General features: G+C 65.7%; 13 protein-coding genes and 1 tRNA gene. 5 read left to right on the forward strand and 9 right to left on the reverse strand.

The features are described 5' to 3' along the window. Window positions 1–2: 2 nt before the first annotated feature. Window positions 3–1,460, reverse strand: coding sequence for a sensor histidine kinase (locus ACERLL_RS09650; RefSeq protein ID WP_373655874.1), 1,458 nt, complete (start codon window positions 1,458–1,460; stop codon window positions 3–5). A gap of 221 nt (window positions 1,461–1,681) precedes the next feature. Between ACERLL_RS09650 and ACERLL_RS09655 the strand changes: the two genes are divergently transcribed. Then, on the forward strand, window positions 1,682–3,583 hold the full coding sequence (locus tag ACERLL_RS09655) for a S9 family peptidase (RefSeq protein WP_373655875.1): 1,902 nt from the start codon (window positions 1,682–1,684) through the stop codon (window positions 3,581–3,583). Here the strand turns inward: ACERLL_RS09655 and ACERLL_RS09660 are convergent. The 3 genes from ACERLL_RS09660 to ACERLL_RS09670 all read right to left on the reverse strand — a co-directional run bounded on the left by ACERLL_RS09660 (window position 3,580) and on the right by ACERLL_RS09670 (window position 5,271). Then, window positions 3,580–3,861, reverse strand: a complete 282-nt coding sequence (locus ACERLL_RS09660) for a hypothetical protein (protein WP_373655876.1) — start codon at window positions 3,859–3,861, stop codon at window positions 3,580–3,582. The genes ACERLL_RS09655 and ACERLL_RS09660 overlap by 4 nt on opposite strands. Before the next feature lie 33 nt (window positions 3,862–3,894). Beyond that, the gene (locus ACERLL_RS09665; RefSeq protein ID WP_373655877.1) at window positions 3,895–4,695 is read right to left on the reverse strand and encodes a pentapeptide repeat-containing protein; all 801 of its coding nucleotides are present in this window, start codon (window positions 4,693–4,695) and stop codon (window positions 3,895–3,897) included. A 500-nt stretch (window positions 4,696–5,195) separates the two neighbouring features. Beyond that, window positions 5,196–5,271, reverse strand: a tRNA-Glu gene (locus tag ACERLL_RS09670). A 124-nt stretch (window positions 5,272–5,395) separates the two neighbouring features. Between ACERLL_RS09670 and asd the strand changes: the two genes are divergently transcribed. Beyond that, window positions 5,396–6,280 (forward strand): archaetidylserine decarboxylase, encoded by an 885-nt coding sequence (gene asd, locus ACERLL_RS09675; protein ID WP_373655878.1) that lies wholly within the window; start codon window positions 5,396–5,398, stop codon window positions 6,278–6,280. A 17-nt stretch (window positions 6,281–6,297) separates the two neighbouring features. Here asd and ACERLL_RS09680 read toward each other — a convergent pair whose 3' ends face one another. Further along, a complete protein-coding gene (locus tag ACERLL_RS09680; protein ID WP_373655879.1) occupies window positions 6,298–6,711 on the reverse strand; it encodes a c-type cytochrome in 414 nt (137 codons plus the stop codon). Between the two features lie 129 nt (window positions 6,712–6,840). Between ACERLL_RS09680 and ACERLL_RS09685 the strand changes: the two genes are divergently transcribed. After that, window positions 6,841–7,365: a DUF2452 domain-containing protein gene (locus tag ACERLL_RS09685; protein WP_373655880.1), complete on the forward strand. Its 525-nt coding sequence runs from the start codon at window positions 6,841–6,843 to the stop codon at window positions 7,363–7,365. A gap of 7 nt (window positions 7,366–7,372) precedes the next feature. Here the strand turns inward: ACERLL_RS09685 and ACERLL_RS09690 are convergent, their stop codons facing one another. Together ACERLL_RS09690 and aroC are read right to left on the reverse strand one after the other, a co-directional pair. Next, window positions 7,373–8,566: an MFS transporter gene (locus ACERLL_RS09690; RefSeq protein ID WP_373655881.1), complete on the reverse strand. Its 1,194-nt coding sequence runs from the start codon at window positions 8,564–8,566 to the stop codon at window positions 7,373–7,375. A gap of 137 nt (window positions 8,567–8,703) precedes the next feature. Beyond that, complete coding sequence (gene aroC, locus ACERLL_RS09695) at window positions 8,704–9,780, reverse strand: chorismate synthase (protein ID WP_373655882.1); 1,077 nt, start codon at window positions 9,778–9,780, stop codon at window positions 8,704–8,706. Window positions 9,781–9,918: 138 nt separating this feature from the next. On the opposite strand from aroC, the gene ACERLL_RS09700 reads away from it, so the two are divergent. Together ACERLL_RS09700 and ACERLL_RS09705 are read left to right on the forward strand one after the other, a co-directional pair. Next, entirely contained in the window at window positions 9,919–10,521 is a 603-nt protein-coding gene (locus tag ACERLL_RS09700; RefSeq protein WP_373655883.1) for a peroxiredoxin, read from the forward strand. A gap of 233 nt (window positions 10,522–10,754) precedes the next feature. Then, window positions 10,755–11,837 carry a glycosyltransferase gene (locus ACERLL_RS09705; RefSeq protein WP_373655884.1) on the forward strand — a complete coding sequence of 361 codons (1,083 nt, stop codon included), beginning with the start codon at window positions 10,755–10,757 and terminating at the stop codon, window positions 11,835–11,837. On the opposite strand, the gene ACERLL_RS09710 is transcribed toward ACERLL_RS09705, so the two are convergent. Together ACERLL_RS09710 and ACERLL_RS09715 are read right to left on the reverse strand one after the other, a co-directional pair. Next, window positions 11,802–12,800, reverse strand: a complete 999-nt coding sequence (locus ACERLL_RS09710) for a lysylphosphatidylglycerol synthase domain-containing protein (RefSeq protein ID WP_373655885.1) — start codon at window positions 12,798–12,800, stop codon at window positions 11,802–11,804. The genes ACERLL_RS09705 and ACERLL_RS09710 overlap by 36 nt on opposite strands. Then, window positions 12,776–14,038: a hypothetical protein gene (locus tag ACERLL_RS09715; protein WP_373655886.1), complete on the reverse strand. Its 1,263-nt coding sequence runs from the start codon at window positions 14,036–14,038 to the stop codon at window positions 12,776–12,778. Before ACERLL_RS09715 ends, ACERLL_RS09710 begins: the two co-directional genes overlap by 25 nt. Between the last annotated feature and the right edge of the window lie 636 nt (window positions 14,039–14,674).

Raw genomic sequence — 14,674 nt, forward strand, 5'->3', positions numbered from 1 at the left:
ACTTATCCGGCTCGGGGCCCGGTAATAACCGCCCGGGCACCCCCATTCTCGATGTTCTGGAAATGAAGCGCCCATCCGTGGGCCTCGCATACCTTGAAAGCAAACGGAATGCCGAGACCGGTTCCGGAGGGCTTTGTCGAAGGGCCGGGGCCCGTTTCGGAGGGCTCGGGCAGAAAGGACAGACCCGGTCCCTGGTCCTCGATGCGAATGGCGAAGCTGCCCCCGGCCCTGGAGGCCTGCACGGATACGGTCCCTCCCCTGGGCGATGCCTCCACCGCATTCACCAAGAGGCCGTACAGCGCCTGCTCCATGAGTCCCGTGTCCACCTTCACCGTCAGGTTCTCCGGCACGGTATGGGTTTGGAGGGAAACGCCCTGCTCCCGGGCCTTGGATTGACAGACTTCCACGGCGTGCCCGATCACTTCCGCCAGCGGACGCACCTCCAGATCCGGCTCGGAGGGGTGCAGGTAGGCCACCAGCGAATGCAGCCACTGCTCGAGCCTGTCCACGGTATCCAGAATGGCCTGGCGCGATTCCTCCAGATCCCTGGGCTCATCCTCGGGGTCCAAGGTCTGGGCGGTGGCCCGTATGGAGGCCAGCGGGTTGCGGATATTGTGCCCGATCACGGGGACCAGTCCCCCCAGGGCCGCTGCCCGCTCCTGCTCCAGGAGGGCCCGCCGGCTCTCCAGGAGCTCCTCCGCCATGATATTGAAGGCATTGGCCAGATCGGCCATTTCCTCCACGCCGCGGACGGGTATGCGATGCTCGAGCTCCCCCTCGCTGAACTTCCGGGTTCCCTGGCGGATGCTCGCCACCGGCTGCAGGAACTCCGCTTTCACCCGACTCCGCGACCGGACCACCAGCCCCACCGCCAGCAGCAACGGCAAGGGCGTGCCCCAGGCGATCCACAAATTGTAGGAGCGCATCCGCGATTCCAGGGCGGTCTTTTTCTCCTCCAAAACGCGATTGAAGCGCGCCACGGCGGACTCGAAAGCGCCCAGCAGCCGCTCCGCCCGCTCGGTGTTCATCAGGACCAGCCGGCCCGGCGGACCGATGGCGTAGGGGTTGGAGACCACCTCCCGGAGGTCGCGGTGAATAGCCGCCCAGGCGCTATCCAGGGAGCGCACCGCATCAAGCTCGCGTGGCCCCCGCGCCTTGCCGCGGATCTCATCCACCCACTGTTCGATCTGGCGGTTGGCCAGGGCAAGCCGCTCGGCGGATTCCTCCTCGGGGGAGAACCGGGTGGCCATGACCGCCTGGATCTGCCGGTAGAGCCCGCTCCGAGCCTGGTGAAGCTCGTTGACCAGCGCGTTCAGCCGCCAGTTCTCGACGGAGAACCCCTGCCACAAGTATAGCCAGGCGCCTCCGAGGCCCGCTGTAACCAGGAGCAGGAATAGCAGGGTCATCTCGTGGATAAGGAGCCTTCGGCGCAGGGAAACCGCCTTGCCCTCCCTCCTCATCGGCCGGGTCCTGAACAGGGCCCAACGCATTTCCACTCCTCGGCCCGAATGATATTCGTTTCTCCACTGATTCCCATTGCATGCCCTATCCGGCCACTGGCTTCAAGCAAGATCCAGGCCACAAGCGAAGAACCTGCCCGCCGTGCGACGCACCCACTGTTGGTTTTTCCGCATCCGGCCCGTACCATTTTCCCCTTCAAAGCCCAATGCAGGTAGCCTCCATGTCCGCCAGAACCACGGCCCCCTACGGGACCTGGACCTCTCCCGTAACCCCGGATCGAGTCGCAGCCTCCAGCCGAACCCTGTTGGAGGTCTTCAGGGACCGGGGCTCCATATACTGGCTGGAACGGCGTCCGGAGGAAGGCGGGCGGAATGCCCTTGTCCGTCTCGGCGAGGACGGCACTCCCCGGGACGTGCTACCCGAGCCCTTCGAAGCCCGCAGCCGGGTGCACGAATACGGTGGCGCCGCTGCACTGGTACATGATCGATACATCTATTTCGTCAATGGCACGGACCAGCGCATCTACCGCAAGGCCCCGGAGGGAGCCCCCGAGCCATTGACCCCGGCGGGAAGCCACCGGTTCGCCGACGGCGTGCTGGACCCGGTCCGGGAGCGGAGCATCTGGGTCCTTGAGGACCACGCGCCGGAAGGCGAGCCCCGGAATGCGCTCGCCGCCGTACCGCTGTCCGGCGGCCACCCGGAGGTGCTCGTATCGGGGCGGGATTTCTTCGCCTTTCCGCGCATCAGCCCGGACGGCCGCCGCCTGGCCTGGGTCACCTGGGACCATCCCCGAATGCCCTGGAACGGATCCGAGCTCTGGGTGGCCGATCTCCTCCCGGGCGGCTCCGCAGGCGCGCCCACCCGAGTCGCCGGTGGGCCCGACGAATCCGTATTCCAGCCCGAATGGTCCCCGGAAGGCAACCTGTACTTCGTTTCCGACCGCAGCGGCTGGTGGAACCTCTACCGGCTCGGCCGGGAGGGCCCGGAACCGCTCACCGACATGCGCGCGGAAATCGGGAAGCCCCTTATCCAGCTCGGCACGCGCACCTATGCTATCGATTCCGCCGAGCGCATCGTATTCACCTATGTCGAGGAGGGGCGCTGGCATTTGGCCACCCTGGAGCCGGGATCCCGGGCTCTTCACGAGCTGGATACCGGCTACGCGGCCTACACCGCGCTCACGGCCGGCGACGGGGAGGCCCTGGTCATCGCCGCCTCCACCGCCGCCCCTCCGGAGCTGGCCCGGGTGGACCTGGAAACCGGCGGCCGAGAGACCCTGGCCCGCTCCCTGTCCGAGCCCCTGGACCCCGCGTATCTTTCCGAGCCGATCCATGTGGCCTTCCCCACGCGGGACGGGCAGACCGCCTACGGTTTTTTCTACGCGCCCGGGAATGCGGACTACGAAGCACCATCGGGCGACCTGCCGCCACTGCTCGTCAAATGCCACGGGGGACCCACCAACGCGGCCACCCCCGCCTTCGACTGGGACACCCAATTCTGGACCAGTCGGGGCTTCGCCGTCCTGGACGTGAACTACCGGGGAAGCTCCGGGTACGGACGCGCCTACCGGGAGCAGCTTCTGGAGAGCTGGGGGGTGCTGGATGTGGACGACTGCGTGGACGGCGCCCGGTGGCTAGCGGACAAGGGGTTGGCGAACGGCGAGCGCAGGGCCATCCGGGGCCGGAGCGCGGGCGGCTACACGGTGCTCTCCGCCCTGACCTTCCGCGAGGCGTTCCGCGCGGGAGCCAGCTATTACGGCATCAGCGACCTGGAGCGTCTGGCGGCGGAGACCCATAAATTCGAATCCCACTACCTGGAACAGCTCATCGGTTCGTATCCGGACGCGCGGCACCGCTACCGCGAGCGATCCCCCATCAACGCCCCGGAGCGTCTCGACTGTCCGGTGATCTTCTTCCAGGGCCTCAAGGACAAGGTGGTGCCCCCGAACCAGGCCGAAACCATGGTGCGGGCCCTTCGGGACAAGGGAATCACCGCGGAGTACCATACCTTCGAAGACGAGGGGCACGGCTTCCACAAGGCCGGGAATATGAAGGCCTGCCTGTTGGCGGAGCTCGCCTTCTACGCGCGCGTATTCGGGCTGGCGGCGGAAAACCCGGCCTAGCCTTCCGCCTCCCGGCGGCAATCCACCAGCTCGGCCCCCCACTCCGCCAGCAGCTCCCGACGAATTCCGGAATCGTGCGGCACCGCCAGAAGCCGCTCGCGCTCCACCTGGATTAGGCTCCGCTGCCAGCCATCGGCATGGAGCGCGCATTCCACGCGGACCTCCCAGATCCCGTCACGCGGCTCCACCTGATACAGGTAGACCGCGATCCCCAGCTCTTCGAGCAGGTCTTCGGTGACCGCCCGGGCCCGTCCCAGCTCGCCGCCTGAAATGCGCAATGGAAGCTCCTGTCTATTGCGCCGATACCGGCCTCATTCCCCACTTTCCGGGAAATGCGCACGTTCGCGCTCGCGGGCCTGATCAACGCCGCGTAGGCTGGACCAGTCGCGGGACTCGCGAAAATCCGTGCCGCCCAACCGGGCCTTGGTGACGTTGGCGCGGCTGACCACGGCATCCTGGAAGCTGGCTCCCGAAAGGTCTGCCCAGGACAGATCGGCCCCCCGGGCGTTCACCCCGGCCAGATTGGCGAACCGCAGATCCGCGTGCCGGAGCTCCGCATTCTCCATGTTGGCTCCGCTAAGGTTCGCATCATAGAAAATCGCGTTCATCATTCCCATGGACTGGTTCTTCATATCCGCGCCGGCCCGGACACCGGCCAGGTTGGCGTTGGAGAAATCGGCATCCGAGAAATCACCGATGACCCGGGCCTTCCGGAGATCGGCATTGCGGAAGCTCGCCTCCGGGGCCTGGGCGCTGAACAGGCTGGCCTCGGAGAGATCGGCGCCCGAGAAATCCGCTCCGTACAGCGCGGAAATATCCAGGTTGGCTCCGGAGAGATCCGCCCCGGAGAGGTTCGCCCCTTCCAGGTTCACGCTCCGCAGATTGGCTCCCCGGAAATCCACGCCGGAGAGATCCAGGCCGGAGAGATCCGAATCCACGAAAGCCTTCGAGGATCCGGATTCCGCCAGCGCCTCGACCACCGCTTCCCGTGTCCATTTTCCCGCTTCGGCCGCCCCGGATAACCGTACGGCCTGCGGCCCTATCCCTAAGAAGAGCGCGGCCAGCACCAACAGCCAGCGCGCTCCATTCCGCCACTTCCCTGCAACACCCATGGCCAGATCCTTCGGGCCCCGCGGGCATTCCGCCATTCCGGCCGGGAGCTCAACGACCGGAGAAAAGCTTTCGGTGGCAGCCCGCCTGGGACCCCGTGGTTTTCATCGTCCCCATTCCCCGTCTATACCACAGAACCGGGCCTTTTCCGCATCCCCCGCCCCACCCCGTATGCAATATTAGGCTAGGCAATCAACCATTGATAATCTTAATGTGGCAATTTATAGTGCTGATGGATCGGTCATAGCCCCGCCGGGTTCTTCCTCCTCGATATTGGCGGGGCTGTCTTTTGCACAACGTGCAGTGCATGCCTCCGCTCCATACCCCGCCGAGCTTTCTCCTCCTTTGCCTCGGCGGGGTTTTTCTTCCCCCCCTTCCCCCGGACGATTCCCGCTCACCCTACACTGTTCAGCAGTCCGTGGGCGCCTTTTCGTGCCGCCCGACGGGGACATGGACACAAAAAAGCCCCTGATGCCCTTGCGGGCATCAGGGGCTTCTCGTATGGCGTCCCCAGGGGGACTCGAACCCCCGTCTTCGGCGTGAAAGGCCGATGTCCTGGACCGCTAGACGATGGGGACGCGGCGAAACGAAGGCAGTATTTAACCAAATCCCCCATGCGGGGTCAATGCCCGGTGCGGGTATCCTGGATGCGCCTTTCGGGCTATCCTTTGGGCCCGTTTTTCCCGTGGAGTGCAGCACCCCATGACCGTTCGGAAAAGCCTGGCCCGACTGGGCGCCTGGGCGCAATACCCGCTTCCCCATCATGGGCTGTCCCGATTGATGGGGCAAATTACCCGGCGACGCCACCCCTGGATACGCCGTCCCCTGATCCGCTGGTTCATGAACCGTTACCGGGTGGACCTGAGCGAGGCCGTGGAGCCCGAGCCCAGCGCCTACCCGGACTTCCAAGCCTTTTTCACCCGGGCCCTGAAACCGGACGCGCGGCCCATCTGCGAGCATCCGGACGGCATCGCCAGTCCTGCCGACGGCGCGGTCAGCGAAACGGGCGCGCTCCAGGATGGTCGAACCGTACACGCCAAGGATACCGCGTTCCGGGCTCGGGAGCTCCTGGGCGGCTCGGACGCACTGGCCGACCCGTTCGCGGACGGCAGCTTTTTCACCGTGTATCTGGCGCCCCGTGATTACCACCGGGTCCACATGCCCGTGGACGGACGGCTCCGGGAGATGGTGCACATCCCCGGCCGCGCTTTCAGCGTGAGCCCCGTAACCACGGCGCATGTGCCCAACCTCTTTGCCCGGAACGAGCGGGTCGTGGCGCTGTTTGATACAGCGGCGGGTCCCATGGCGGTGGTTCTGGTGGGTGCCATGCTGGTGGCGACCATCGGCACGGTATGGGCCGGGACCATCACGCCGCCCACCCGGCGGCGCATCCGCCACTGGCACTACGCTGAAAACGGGAAGAGGCCGGTCAGCCTGCGCAAGGGAGAGGAATTGGGCTGGTTCAACCTGGGGTCCACGGTGATCGTCCTGTTCGGACCCGGGAAAGCCCGCTGGTCGGACGGCCTGTCCGCCGGACAGCGCGTTCTTACCGGGGATTGCGTGGGCCGGCTGTCGACGACGCCCTGATCGGACCCGCGGAAACGTTACTGGATGGGATCCTGGCGGATCTGCTTGAGGAAGGTGAGCACCGCCCGCCGGTTCGCCTTCTGCTGCATGACCTTGAGCTTGGGCATGTCCAGGGGAAAATCATCGGCGATGGAGCGGGCATAGGAATCCCCGCTCTCCACCAGGGCCTTGGGATCCTTGAGCCACTTCATGAGCCAGCGCTCGGAGGGGACGCGGTCGAGCACCCCGGCGAGGCCCGGACCGGTGGCCTGCCCCTTTTCCTGAAGGGTATGGCATTGCACGCACACTTTGAAGAATATCTTCTGGCCTTTGGCGACCTCCGCCGTGGATTGGGCCCGGGCATCCGGGGCACTGGCCGCAGCGAGCACGAAAGCGGCCGGAAGCAGGAACGCGCCCAGGGCCTTCCGGACACGACGGGACCGCTCATGCATAGGTTCGGCTCCTGAGTGAAGGCCAGCCACCAGCAGGCCGCCCCGGTGGCGGCCGCGGCCCCGAGGTTGAAGGGCCATTGCGCGAAAGGCTACCCTATTAACTGTAAGATGCGTTCTATCGAGGATCAAATGGCCGACGACGAGCAGAAGCATTCCCAGGACAATGCCCAGCAGTCTCCCAAGGACAAAGGGGAGATCCATCAGGGCCCCGACCACAGCTCGCCCTACCCCGTGGAGCGCGGCGCGCCGGCGTTCAATCTCGTGGACACCGCCCAGGAGATCGAGAAGGCCGACCAGATGGTAAACACCCGCGTCAGCGGGAAGCTAAAAGTTATTGCCGACCAGATCAAGGCGCTGCAGGAGGAGGCCGAAGGCATCCTGAACAGCGCGCAGGAGGACATGGAGCTGCACAAGGCCAAGTGCAACTTCAAGCGGCAGCCGGGCAAGGTGTACCACCTGTACGAAAAAGAGGACGGCACCCTCTACTTCTCCATGCTGTCCGCGGACGACTGGAACGGCAATCCCCCGGATACCTTCCGCGGCTCCTATCGCCTGGAACCGGACTATTCCTGGACGCCCGCGGAGGAAATGGACGAGCCCGACGACACCCAGGCCCTGGTCAACAAGCTCCTGGAAAGCCGCGGGCTGGACTGATCCCGGACTAGGCCGCCTCTCGGCGCGGGGCGGCCACCCTCGTCAGGAACATTACCGCGACTCCAGCCGCCGCCATGCCGCTGGCCACCCAGAACGTGGCGCCGCCTCCGATCTCGTCCCACAGGCCTCCCGAAAGCAGGGAGCCCACGCCCCCGCCGAAACCGAAAGCCAGGCTCGAGTACAGGGCGAACCCCGAGGACCGCTGATTGCCGGGAAACAGCTCGTGGGTATGGTGCGCCGCCGCCGCGTGGAACGTGGCAAAGGTGGCCGCGTGCAGGGTCTGCGCCGCCAGCAGCCAGGCGAGCGCATTGGTGCTGCCGATCAGCGCCCACCGCACCGTCGCCAGCACCAGGCTTCCCGCCAGGATGAAGCGCACGCCGAAGCGCCGGACCAGCTGGTCGGTATAGAGGAATACCCCCACTTCCGCCGCCACGCCGAGCCCCCAGAGCAGCCCGATGGCGAGCCCGGAATACCCGTGGCCGCTCATGTAGATGGAGAAGAATCCGTAATAGGCGCCGTGACTGGCCTGCATCAGGAAGGTGGTGGCGAAAAACCCCCAGACCCGCCTGCGGCGCAGGGTGTCGAGCAGGGAGCCGGAACCGGAGGCATCGTTTTCCGCGGAGCCCGGCTCGGGGACCAGCAGCGTGAACAGGAGGATGCCCACCAGCAGGGCGCTCAGGAAATCCAGCAGCCGGACGTATCCCAGGTAATCCAGCAGGGGCCCCAGGGCCACCGCAGTCAGGATGAAGCCAACCGATCCCCACAGACGCAGGCGCCCGTAGTGCGCACCCCGGCTGCGAACCACGTCCCATACGGCGCCCTCCACCAGCGGCAGCGGACCGGCATGGAAGAAGGCGAAGACCGCCACCACCGGAAGCATCGCCCAGAAGGTATCCAGCCCGTACAGCGGCAGGAAGGCCAGGATGGTTCCCAGGGCCGTGAACCGGGCCACGGAAAGTCGGCGTCCGGTCCTGTCCGCCAGCGGTCCCCATACATTGGGCGCGAATATCTTGGTGATCTGGATGGCCCCCACCAGCACGCCGATCTGGAGGGCGGCCATGCCGAGGGACTGCAGGTAGAGGCTCCAGTAGGGAAGGATGGCCCCCAGGGTCGCGAAGTAGACGAAATAGAACCCGGCGAAGCGAAAGGCGAGGCCGCGGCCCACGCCGCCGGATCCGTCGGCGCCGTGCTCGGCGTCCACGGGATACTCCTTCAGGCTCGGGGTTCATGGCCCGCCACGGCGGGCCCGCGAACGGGATGGGGATCCGGAATGCGGTACGGGGGCGCTGGAGGCAGCCGGAGCTTTTGGCCCGCCCCCGAAGCGCCGATGGGCTCGGGCTACTCCTCCGGACCGCGCTCGCCGTTCTGGGCCCGGTCGATGAGGAAGTGATCCATCAACGTGAGGGCGGTCATGGCCTCCACGATGGGCACCGCCCGGATGCCTACGCAGGGATCGTGGCGCCCCTTCGTGACCACCTCCACCTCGTTACCGTGGAGGTCGAGGCTCTTACGGGGCACCTGGATGCTGGAGGTGGGCTTGATGGCCACCCGCGCAGTGAGGGGCTGGCCGGTGGATATGCCGCCGAGTACCCCCCCGGCGTGGTTGGACAGGAAGCCGGAGGCGTCCATCTCGTCGCCGTGCTCGGATCCCCGCTGGCGCACCACGTCGAACCCATCGCCCACGGAAACGCCCTTTACGGCGTTGATGCTCATCAGGGCCTTCGCCCAATCGGCCTCCAGACGATCGAAGACCGGGTCGCCCAGACCGGCGGGAGCTCCCAGGGCCTCCACGTAGATCTGGGCGCCGATGGAATCCCCCGCTTTCCGTACCCCGTTGAGGGTGTCTTCCAGCTCCGGAAGTCGTTCGGGATCCGGGCTGAAGAACGGGTTCTCCGCGACTGCGGACCAATCGCGCCGCTCGAGACACACCTCCCCCATGGCCTCCAGACAGGCGCGGACCGTAACGCCCAGCCTGTCCGCCAGGAATTTCCGGGCGATGGCGCCCGCCGCCACGCGCATGGCGGTTTCCCGCGCCGAGGCCCGGCCACCCCCCCGATAGTCCCGTCGCCCATATTTCTTCCAATAGGTATAATCGGCGTGGCCGGGACGGAACTTGTCCTTGATCTCGGAATAGTCCTTGCTTCTCTGGTCCGTATTCCGTATCAGTAGGCCGATGGGCGTACCGGTGGTCTCCCCTTCGAAGACCCCGGACAGGATCTCCACCTCGTCCGCCTCCCGGCGCTGGGTGGTATAACGGGACTGTCCGGGACGCCGCCGGTCCAGGTCGTTCTGGATGTCCGAAGTCTCGAGGGCGAGGCCGGGCGGGCAGCCCTCCACGGTGGCCCCGAGGGCCGGACCATGGCTTTCCCCGAAAGTGGAGACACGGAACATCATTCCGAAGGTATTTCCTGACATCGTGGCGTCCCTGATTGCTGTTCCCGGTGATTTGGCCGGAAAAAACGGCCATGCTACCATACACCCGCTTTTTTAGAATGAGTCTAAATTCCATTCGGAATATTCTGTGCTGCCATCACAACGAGGAGAGACCCACCAATGAGTGTGCTGGTTAACAAGCAGGCCCCCGATTTCACCGCACCCACGGTGATGCCGAACAACGAGATCCGGGAAGATTGGAGCTTTCTCAAGGAAACCGAAGGCAAGTATCGGGTCCTGTTCTTCTACCCGCTCGACTTCACCTTCGTTTGCCCCTCCGAGATCATCGCTTTCGATAATCGGGTTAAAGAGTTCGAGAAGCGCAATTGCGCCGTCGTGGCCTGCTCCATCGACTCCCATTTCACCCATCTGGCCTGGAAGAACACCTCCGTCAACGACGGCGGCATCGGCCAGGTGAACTTCCCCATGGTGGCCGACCTGACCAAGAGCATCGCCCGCGATTACGATGTGCTCGTGGACGAGTCCGTGGCCCTGCGCGGCACCTTCCTCATCGACCGTGACGGCGTGGTGCAGCATCAGGTTGTGAACAACCTGCCTCTCGGCCGCAACATCGATGAAGCCATCCGCATGCTGGACGCCCTGCAGTTCCACGAAGAGAACGGCGAGGTCTGCCCGGCCGGCTGGCAGGAAGGCAGCACCGGTATGAAGGATACCCCCGAGGGTGTCGCTTCCTACCTGTCGGAGAACGCCGAGCAGCTGTAAGAGCGACTTCGTTCTCCCCGAAGACCGGGCCGCACGGCCCGGTCTTTTTTTGTCCGCTTTTCCAGCGCGCCAGCCCCCTCGGATCCGCTTTGATCAAGCCCCCACCGATCGAATGGCTCCCGGAGCGGCCCAGGCCTTGAGCCTCCCGCGAAAACCTGTCTGTATGGACTGAGGCCGCGGCGCCGACCGGCCATCTCCCCAACCACTCGCATTGCCAGCTCGACAGGCAGTACATGCACGGACAAAAGATCCTTTTCGCGGTTCACGACTGGGGACTCGGACATGCCACCCGGGTCCTTCCCCTCATACGGGGGCTCCTCGATGCGGGACACTCGGTAATCATCCTGTCCACCGGCCGGGCCCTGGAGCTCCTTCGCGGCGAGCTGGACGACCGCTGCAATTTCATCGAGCTGAAGGACATTCCCAAGCCCTTCAGCCGCACCGCCGCCGCATTCTACGTCAAGATGAGCCTCTCCCTTCCCATGATGTTCCGCACCTTTCAGCGGGAGCGCCGGTTCACGCGGAGCCTTTGCCGGCGGGAGGGCATCGACCGGATCGTTTCCGACAGCCGCATCGGCGTTTGCATTCCGGAGGTACCGAGCTACTTCCTCTTCCACTCCATGCGCCAGATCATTCCGGGCCGTCCCTACTGGCTGGAGAAGATGGTCGAGGGCAGCCAGATGCGGATGTTCGCCAACGCGCAGCGGATCCTGGTGCCGGATGAGGCGGAAGACGGTGGTCTATCCGGCGACCTGAGCCACAACCTGTCCTGCGACTGGAAAGGCCGTCTGGCCTATATCGGCCCGCTTTCCACCATTTCCCCCCAATCGGGGGATCAGGATCTGGATTACTTCATTTCCATTTCCGGGGAGGAGCCCCAGCGCAGCATGCTGGAGAGGCGGGTCCTGGATCAGGTGGAAGGGCTCCCGGGCCGGGTGGTGGTCACCCTCGGCAAGCCTGAAGCCGAGACTCGCAGCCTCAGCCGGGGAAGAATCGACGTGTACAACTACCTCGGCCGTCATGACCAGCAGGACATGATGAACCGGGCCCGGGTCGTGGTCTGCCGTTCCGGCTATACCACCCTCATGGAGCTCGCCCAGCTGGGCAAGAAAGCCCTGTTCATTCCCACCATCGGCCAAAGTGAACAGGAATACCTGGCGCGGTACCACATGGAGCGGGGCCACACCTACACCGTCCCCCAGAACCACCTGGACCTTGCCCGGGATGCGGCCCTGGCCGAAACCTACCATGGCCTGCCGCGGATGCCTCCGGCCGCGGAATCAGTCCGCCGTTTCCTGGAGGTGGTTATTCCCTGATTTCCGCAGCTCTCCACGGAGATACAGGGCGAGGGGCGCGCATAGGAGCCAGACGGAGCCGATCCAGGTGACCCGGAAGCCCAGAATCACCGCCAGTGCCTCGTCAATACCATACCCGTAAGCCTGGGCCGCCCCAAGCGCCACGGCCTCGATAACCCCCAGCTGGGTGAGGATGCTGCCCACCAGCAGCGTTACCCAGAGGGCGACAAAATAGATGCTCAGGGACTCGGGCAGCGTCAGTCCCGAGAGACCCGCCGCATGGCCGATGATCAGCATCCCCACACCCAGCCCGAGCAGGTAGGCCAGGGTCAATAGGGTGGATACGGCCATCGTCCCCGGACGTCCCAACTGCCGGACACCCTCGATCATCCGCAACAGCCCGCCCGCCGCAGCGCCCAGCAGCCTTCCCCGGACCGCGCCCAGCCATTTGCGCACGCTCGCCGAATTGACCACCAGGCCGATAGCCGCGAGGTGCGCCAGGATCAGCAGCACCATCAACGAGCGCAACCAGTCCCAACCCGGTATACCCAGTATGGCCAGTACCGTCATCACCACCATGGTCTCCAGCAGGATCATCACGGTGGTGGCGGCGGAGGAATGGCCGGGGGGAGCGACCCGCAACCGGCTCAGGACGTAATTCTGGGCATAAACGCCCGAGGGAACCGTGACCGCCAGCTCGCCGATGGCGTAGGCCAGGGTGAAGGGACGCCAGCCCATGGAATAACCGAGGCCACGCAGAAGCGCCCGAAACACCGCTCCTTTCACGGTCAGGTACCAAAGCGCCGCCGCGAAGCAGGCGGCCACCGCCGAAAAAGGGATTCCCCGTATGCGACCGAAGACCTCCGGCAGGTTGGAAATACTGAGCAGGAAGAACAGCAGCGCGGCGGCCAGAAGCACCGGCAGGAAGATATGGGGGCGTAACAGGACCCGGACGCGGCCTACCCACCGATCTTGAGCGCCCATGCTTCCCGTGCCAGGGACCATTCGGGGCACGCCCAGTAGCGGGCGAAGGTCGCGTGCTCGTTGGCGCTGTAGGGGATCTTGCCGGCGGGCAGCCAGGGATCGGGCGGTCCGAGCGCGCTTTCACGGACATGCAGGCTGTCGCCCCTGCCGCGCTCCAGCACGCCGTGCTTCACCCCGAAGCGGAGGAAGTCGTGCACCCGGCGGCGCCGGCGCCCGGGATCCAGAAGCGCCTCATCCACCCGGGCACCCGCCCGCCGATACGCTTCCGCCTCCTCCTCCACGTGCGCTTCCAGCTGGTCGGGTGCCACCTTGTCCCGCTTGCGGGCGGCGGCCATCACATAGGCGCTTCCGGCCTGGGTAAGGGTCAGCGTGGTCTGCAGCAGAATGGCCCGCATCACGGACTGATTGCGCTCCCGGCGGTCCCCGCCCCCTCCGTCCCGCCATCCCGGACCCAGGTTCATGAATACCCGGGGGCGTCCAGCGGTCACGTCGTCGTAGGTGATGCCGAGGGGGACGACCCGGGGCCGGCACCGGCAGCCTTGCAGCAATACATGCAGTCCGTCGCGCACCCGGCAAGGCCCGCCATGCGGGGAGACCGCCCCCTCCGGAACCATGTGGACGGTTCCCCCCCGGTCCAGCACCCTGCGGATCTCCTCCAGGTGCCTGCTTATGACGGAGCGCTCCAGGCCCTTCACCGCCCGGAACCGCTCCAGGGTCAACCGCCGGAGCCCGTTCTGCATCCGCAGCAGCGGCAAGTACCGGTTCCCAAGGGCCTCGTCGATCCGGGCCGGACTGCCCGGAGCCGGCCCCAGCGACTCGAAGCAGCGAACCCATGGGACGCGCAGCACCCGTTCCAGGGGAAGATTGCCACACGCCTCCCGGACCTCCTCCAAAACCTCCCCCAGGGTACGCTCGGGAATCCGCCGCATGGGATGCACATTGAGAAGTCGCAGGAGGCGCTGCATGCGCAGGCGACTGAGCGCTTCGCGCGTCCAACCGGGCCAGCCGACCAAATATTCCCGGAAGAAATCCCTCCGGAAGAGATCCTCGCGGGCCACGAAATGGGGCAGTCCTTCGCCGAAAGGGGCGTTGCGCAGCCCCATCATCAGATCCCCAACCAGGGGACCATCGGTGTCCCGCCGATGATTGGAAACCACCAGCACCGGGCCGGACGCGTCCCCGTTCGCGAGTCCGGCGGCCTGCACCGTGAACCGGGATCGCAGATGCATGCGAACCAAGCGGGCCGTGCATCCTCGCAAGAGCCGATTACGGCCCCACCGTCCGCCGCCCGGCCTATCGCCAGTCCACTTCGGTTCCTCCCGCTTCCGGACCAAGCTCCCTCCTCACCCGTGAGCCAGAGATCGGGCGCGACGCCGCCGGGACCCCGCAAGGGGCCGCGGACACCCCCCAGTTCCATAATTGGCGGAATGCGCCCGCAACCGCAACCGTATACCGCGGACATGGGGCCCATCCCAGGAAACATCCCCGATTATTGGGGTCCTCCCCCAAAGCATTGACAAGCTCAGCGCGAAAGCCCGAACAATGAATCTATAACCATCTGCATACTCTGGCTTTCCGGCGCGGATTGCCGGGAATGCCGGCAATGAACGATGGAACGGATGCTGCCACGGGGCCGCCTCGCCGGCGGACACGAACCGGTTTCGGTGCTTCTGCGGAAAGCCGGGCCGGACCCGCCATGCCCTGGGAAAGAGCGGCAGTTTCAGGGGCTTCAGCGGCCAGCGCGGAGGCCCCACGGACGACCGGTTCCGACGAGCTCGTTGCGGGGCGGAGCCGGGGACACGCCCGGAGGCCATCTCACCTCCTGTCCGGCCATGCCTAACGTGCAGGTTGTGTTGGGAAAACCAACCGAGAAG

The organism is Thiohalorhabdus sp. Cl-TMA, from assembly GCF_041821045.1.
Lineage (GTDB): Bacteria > Pseudomonadota > Gammaproteobacteria > Thiohalorhabdales > Thiohalorhabdaceae > Thiohalorhabdus > Thiohalorhabdus methylotropha.

Coding starts and splice junctions, on each gene's coding strand:
- ACERLL_RS09650 (WP_373655874.1), bottom strand. CDS start 1,460: ATGAGGAGGGAGGGCAAGGCGGTTTCCCTGCGCCGAAGGCTCCTTATC.
- ACERLL_RS09655 (WP_373655875.1), top strand. CDS start 1,682: ATGTCCGCCAGAACCACGGCCCCCTACGGGACCTGGACCTCTCCCGTA.
- ACERLL_RS09665 (WP_373655877.1), bottom strand. CDS start 4,695: ATGGGTGTTGCAGGGAAGTGGCGGAATGGAGCGCGCTGGCTGTTGGTG.
- asd (WP_373655878.1), top strand. CDS start 5,396: ATGACCGTTCGGAAAAGCCTGGCCCGACTGGGCGCCTGGGCGCAATAC.
- ACERLL_RS09680 (WP_373655879.1), bottom strand. CDS start 6,711: ATGCATGAGCGGTCCCGTCGTGTCCGGAAGGCCCTGGGCGCGTTCCTG.
- ACERLL_RS09685 (WP_373655880.1), top strand. CDS start 6,841: ATGGCCGACGACGAGCAGAAGCATTCCCAGGACAATGCCCAGCAGTCT.
- aroC (WP_373655882.1), bottom strand. CDS start 9,780: ATGTCAGGAAATACCTTCGGAATGATGTTCCGTGTCTCCACTTTCGGG.
- ACERLL_RS09700 (WP_373655883.1), top strand. CDS start 9,919: ATGAGTGTGCTGGTTAACAAGCAGGCCCCCGATTTCACCGCACCCACG.
- ACERLL_RS09705 (WP_373655884.1), top strand. CDS start 10,755: ATGCACGGACAAAAGATCCTTTTCGCGGTTCACGACTGGGGACTCGGA.
- ACERLL_RS09710 (WP_373655885.1), bottom strand. CDS start 12,800: ATGGGCGCTCAAGATCGGTGGGTAGGCCGCGTCCGGGTCCTGTTACGC.